This window comes from Acidovorax sp. KPB24-07 (assembly GCF_057543315.1).
Genome location: NZ_BAAJYS010000250.1, coordinates 1 through 5,323 on the forward strand (window position 1 = coordinate 1; position 5,323 = coordinate 5,323).

Consider the following 5,323-nt stretch of genomic DNA (forward strand, 5'->3'; position numbering starts at 1 on the left):
CCCTCCGGCGTGAGCAGGCCGAAGGCCAGCGCCTGCAGCGCATCGCCCGCCAGCAGCGCGCGCGCCTCGCCGAAGCGCACGTGCACCGTGGGCTTGCCGCGGCGCAGCACGTCGTTGTCCATGCACGGCATGTCGTCGTGCACCAGGGAATAGGCGTGGATCAGCTCCACCGAGCAAGCCGCGCGCAAGGCCGCTTCGTCCAGGCCGCCGACGGCCTCCGAGGCGGCCAGCACCAGCAGGGGCCGCAGGCGCTTGCCGCCGTCCAGCACCGCGTAGCGCATGGCCTCGCCCAGGCCTGCCGGCGCATCGCTGCATACCCAGCGCGACAGGGCGTCCTCCACGCGCGCCAGTTGCGCATGGCTCCAGCCGCCGAGGTCGAACGGGGCATGAAGCGGGGTGGGCACGGTGGATGGGCCCAGAGGGGTCGGTACTGCCGCCATGGTGGGGGTCACTCCTGCGTCCATGGTTGCAGCGCTCCTTCGTCCAATACCTTGATCTGGTCCTGCACCGCTTCCAGCCGGCCGCGGCAAAAGGCCAGCAACTGCGCGCCGCGCTGGTAGCCCGCGAGCATCTGTTCCAGGGGCAACTGGCCCGACTCGATGCGTCCCACGAGTTGCTCCAGCTCTTCCAGCGCGGCTTCGTAGCTGGCGGGTTCGGGGAGTTTCGGGGGAACGGCGGAGGCCTTGGGCATGGAACGGGGGGCGGCGAACGCGCAGGTAAAACGGGTGATTTTAGGCGCACCCTCCTTCGGGCGGGCGGCGGCGGGTGGGGGGCACGTGGAAAATGGCTGGCACCTTGGCGACACCATCGGCGCGCAAGCCTTGCCCGGCGCGCTCAAGCATGTCCGGCCAATACACATACGGGGGGAGCGGAAATAACCCCACCGGCTACAATCCCATTCCCTTCGGGCCGGCTTGCATGCCGGTTTCTTTTTTTCCGTGTGCACTTCACGCACCCTCCCTGTGGGGAGTCTTTAGGTCAGGTCACCCATGTCTGATTTAAGTCTTCAACTGCAGCAGGCCGCAAGCCAACTACCAGTTTCAAGCTACTTTGACGAAGCGCTGTTCCAGCGCGAGCTGGAGACCATCTTCCAGCGCGGGCCCCGCTATGTGGGGCACCAGCTTTCCGTGCCCGATGCGGGCGACTACTATGCCCTGCCGCAGGAAGGCGAGGGCCGTGCGCTCGTGCGCAACGCGCAGGGCGGCGTCGAGCTGATCTCCAATGTGTGCCGCCACCGCCAGGCGGTGATGCTCAAGGGCCGCGGCACCCTGCAGGGCCACGGCAAGGGCCATGCGGGCGGCAACATCGTGTGCCCGCTGCACCGCTGGACGTATTCGCCCGGCGGCCAGCTGCTCGGCGCCCCGCACTTCGCGCAGGACCCCTGCCTGAACCTCAACAACTACGGACTGCGCGAGTGGAACGGCCTCCTGTTCGAGGACAACGGCCGCGACATCGGCGCCGATCTGGCCGGCATGGGGCCGCGCGCCGAACTGAGCTTCGACGGCTTTTCGCTCGACCGCGTGGAAATGCACGAGTGCAACTACAACTGGAAGACCTTCATCGAGGTCTACCTCGAGGACTACCACGTGGGCCCGTTCCACCCGGGCCTGGGCAATTTCGTTACCTGCGAGGACCTGAGCTGGGAGTTCCAGAAGCACTACTCGGTGCAGACGGTCGGCGTGGCCTCCACCTTCGGCAAGCCCGGCTCCGACATCTACCGCAAATGGCACGACGTGCTGCTGCAGTACCGCGAAGGCAAGCTGCCCGAACGCGGCGCGATCTGGCTCACCTACTACCCGCACATCATGGTGGAGTGGTATCCGCATGTGCTCACCGTCTCCACGCTGCACCCCGTCAGCCCGACGAAGACGATGAACATGGTGGAGTTCTACTACCCCGAGGAGATCACCGCCTTCGAGCGCGAGTTCGTCGAGGCCCAGCAGGCCGCCTACATGGAAACCTGCATCGAGGACGACGAGATCGGCGAACGCATGGACGCCGGCCGCCGCGCCCTCTACGAGCGCGGCGACAACGAGGTCGGCCCCTACCAGAGCCCGATGGAGGACGGCATGCAGCACTTCCACGAGTGGTATCGCGCCGCCATGGGCGATGCGGTACCCCGGCGCTGACGCCGATCCGATTGCTATAAAAACAATAGCTACCACCGCATGATCCACTAGGGCATGCGGCCTCTTTTACTCCAAACCCCCTCATTCCCATGCAAGCGCTCTGGATGGTGTTGGCCGCGTTCCTCTTCGCCAGCATGGGCGTGTGCGTCAAGGTGGCGTCGGCCTACTTCAACTCGGCCGAACTGGTGTGCTACCGCGGCATCATCGGCATGGCGATCCTGTGGGCGCTGGCGCGCTCGCAGCGGGTCAAGCTGGGCACGCACTACCCGGGCATGCATGCCTGGCGCAGCCTGATCGGCGTGGTCTCGCTGGGCTCGTGGTTCTATTCCATCGCCCACCTGCCGCTGGCCACGTCGATGACGCTCAACTACATGAGCAGCGTGTGGATCGCGGCGTTCCTCGTCGGCGGCGCGCTGCTGGCCTGGCGGCCGTCGAGCAGCAGTTCGCGTCCGCCGCTGCAGGGCACGCTGGTGTTCACCGTGATGGTGGGCTTTGCCGGCGTGGTGATGATGCTGCGCCCCAGCCTCGACCAGCACCAGATGTTCGCCGGCCTGATCGGGTTGCTGTCGGGCCTCACCGCCGCGTTCGCCTACATGCAGGTGATGGCGCTGTCGCGCCTGGGCGAGCCCGAGACGCGCACGGTGTTCTATTTCGCGGTGGGCTCGGCGGTGGCCGGTGGCGCGGGCCTGCTGCTCACGGGCACTTCGGAGTGGCCGGGCTGGCCCAGCCTGTGGCTGCTGCCCATCGGCGTGCTGGCGGCGGCCGGCCAGCTGTGCCTGACGCGGGCCTATGCCACCGCGCGCACCTCGCGCGGCACGCTGGTGGTGGCCAACCTGCAGTATTCGGGCATCGTGTTCGCGGCGCTTTACAGCGTGCTGCTGTTTGGCGACGACATCCCCGCCATCGGCTGGGCCGGCATGGCGCTCATCGTGGTGAGCGGCATCGTGGCCACCGTGCTGCGGGCGCGCGCGGCACCCGGTGCGCCGGCCGAAGAGCACTGAGGCCGCCGATCCGGCGCTGCCGCAGTCGGGTGCCTTTCCCCGGCGCGACCGCCCGTCAGGCCTGTCCGACGCACGCCCCCGCCGCGCCGGACCACAATAAGGGCCTGTCCGCCACCGATTGATTCAGTCCCATGCCGTACACCACCCTCATCTCCGCCGCCGAACTGCAATCCCTCATCGCCAGCGGTGCGCCGCGGATGGTCTTCGACTGCACGTTCGACCTGACGCAGCCCTCGCTGGGCGAGCAGCAATACCGCCAATCGCACATTCCCGGCGCGCTCTACGCGCACCTGGACCGCGACCTGAGCGCCAAGCATGGCGCGCCCGGCGCGGGCGGCACCATCGGCGCGGCCGAGGCCGCCAAGGCCCCGGCCGACGGCTACACGCTGCTGCTGACCACCAGCAGCACGCACGCGATCTCGCCCCACCTCATGCCGCGCCTGGCCTATGACCCGCGCAAGGACTTCACACCCGTGGCCCACGTGGCGGACGCCGCCAGCGTGCTGCTGGTCACGCCCTCGCTGCCCGTCAAATCGGTGGCGGACCTGATCGCCTACGCCAAGGCGCACCCCGGCCAGCTCAACTACGCCAGCAGCGGCAACGGCACCATCGTGCACCTCAATGCCGCGGCCTTCAGCGCGCAGGCCGGCATCGAGATGACGCACGTGCCGTACAAGGGCACGGCCCAGTCGATTGCCGACCTGGCGACGGGCCAGGTGCATGTGCTGTTCGACTCGATTCCCACCGGCATGCCCCACGTGAAGAGCGGCCGCCTGCGGGCCCTGGCCGTGACCAGCCAGCAGCGCAGCGCGCTCGCGCCCGAGCTGCCCACGCTGGCGGAGTCCGGCCTGCCCGGCTATTCGTCGGTGACCTGGTTCGGCGTGTACGCACCGGCCGGTGAGCCGCCCGCGCTGGTGGAGCGCATCCACCAGGCCTTCGCCAAGGCCATGCAGGCCCCGGACGTCATCGCCAGCCTGGCCAAGCTGGGCGTGGAGCCGGCCCGGCCCAGCACGGCCGCGCAGTTCGCCGCCATGGTGCAGGCCGACAGCGCACGCTGGGCCGCCGTGATCCGCGAGCGCAAGATCACCCTGGAACAATGAGTCCGCCCCGAGCGCCTTTCCCAACCCAAGGAGACAAGACATGACCCAAACGCCCCCACCGAACGCCACCGCCCTCGACTGGGGCCAGCCCTACGCCTCGCACCGCAGCCCCGTCATGGGCCGCAACATCGTTTCCGCCTCGCAGCCCCTGGCCGCCCAGGCCGGGCTGCGCATGCTGATGGCCGGCGGCAACGCGGTGGACGCGGCCATTGCCACGGCCATGGCGCTGACGGTGGTGGAGCCCACGGGCTGCGGCATCGGCAGCGATGGCTTCGCCATCGTGTGGGATGGCAAGGAACTGCACGGCCTCAATGCCTCGGGCCGCTCGCCGGCGGCCTGGACGCCCGAATACTTCGCCCAGCGCGGCGGCATTCCCGAGTCCGGCTGGAACGCCGTGACCGTGCCCGGCGCGGTCTCGGCCTGGGTCGCGCTGTCGAAGCGGCTGGGCAAGCTGCCGTTCGCGCAACTGGCGCAGCCCGCCATCGAATACGCGCGCGGCGGTTTTCCGGTCTCGCCCATCATCGCCACGCAGTGGGCGCTGGGGGCGGACCGGCTGGGTGCCCAGCCGGGTTTCGCGGAGTGCTTCATGCCCGGCGGGCGGGCGCCGCGCGCGGGCGAGATCTTCCGCAGCGAAGCGCATGCCCGCACCCTGGAGCTGATCGCCGACACCGGTGGCGAGGCCTTCTACCGCGGCACGCTGGCCCGCCAGATGGCCGCCCACGCGCAGGCGAATGGCGGCGCGATGACCGAGGACGACCTCGCCGCGCACCAGGCCGACTGGGTGGGCACGGTGAGCCAGCCGTTCGGCGACGCGGTCGTGCATGAAATCCCGCCCAACGGCCAGGGCATCGCCGCGCTGATCGCGCTGGGGCTGCTCGACGCCGTGGGCATCGGCACGCGCCCCGTGGACGACGTGGAGACGGTGCATGCCAGCATCGAGGCCATGAAGCTCGCGCTGGCCGACCTGTACGAGCACAACGCCGACATCGACGCGATGCGCGTGGCGCCGCGCGACCTGCTGGACCCGGCCTACCTGCGCGAGCGTGCCCTGCACATCGATCCGGCGCGCGCGGGCGATCCCGGCCACGGCGCG

General features: G+C 69.4%; 6 protein-coding genes. 4 read left to right on the top strand and 2 right to left on the bottom strand.

The window, feature by feature from the left end; all coding sequences use genetic code 11:
• Together AC27IQ_RS18480 and xseB are read right to left on the bottom strand one after the other, a co-directional pair.
• A partial coding sequence (locus tag AC27IQ_RS18480; RefSeq protein WP_487090337.1) for a polyprenyl synthetase family protein occupies window positions 1-464 on the bottom strand: 464 nt, incomplete at its 3' end.
• Window positions 449-691 (bottom strand): exodeoxyribonuclease VII small subunit, encoded by a 243-nt coding sequence (gene xseB, locus AC27IQ_RS18485; RefSeq protein ID WP_284428961.1) that lies wholly within the window; start codon window positions 689-691, stop codon window positions 449-451. The genes AC27IQ_RS18480 and xseB, both read right to left, overlap by 16 nt.
• A gap of 298 nt (window positions 692-989) precedes the next feature.
• Between xseB and AC27IQ_RS18490 the strand changes: the two genes are divergently transcribed.
• The 4 genes from AC27IQ_RS18490 to AC27IQ_RS18505 form a co-directional block, all read left to right on the top strand.
• Entirely contained in the window at window positions 990-2,129 is a 1,140-nt protein-coding gene (locus tag AC27IQ_RS18490; RefSeq protein ID WP_284428962.1) for an aromatic ring-hydroxylating oxygenase subunit alpha, read from the top strand.
• 89 nt (window positions 2,130-2,218) lie between these two features.
• On the top strand, window positions 2,219-3,130 hold the full coding sequence (locus tag AC27IQ_RS18495; protein ID WP_284428963.1) for a DMT family transporter: 912 nt from the start codon (window positions 2,219-2,221) through the stop codon (window positions 3,128-3,130).
• A gap of 131 nt (window positions 3,131-3,261) precedes the next feature.
• The gene (locus AC27IQ_RS18500; protein ID WP_487090338.1) at window positions 3,262-4,230 is read left to right on the top strand and encodes a tripartite tricarboxylate transporter substrate-binding protein; all 969 of its coding nucleotides are present in this window, start codon (window positions 3,262-3,264) and stop codon (window positions 4,228-4,230) included.
• 40 nt (window positions 4,231-4,270) lie between these two features.
• Window positions 4,271-5,323, top strand: a 1,053-nt coding sequence (locus tag AC27IQ_RS18505; protein ID WP_487090339.1) for a gamma-glutamyltransferase family protein, incomplete at its 3' end; no start/stop codon positions are given.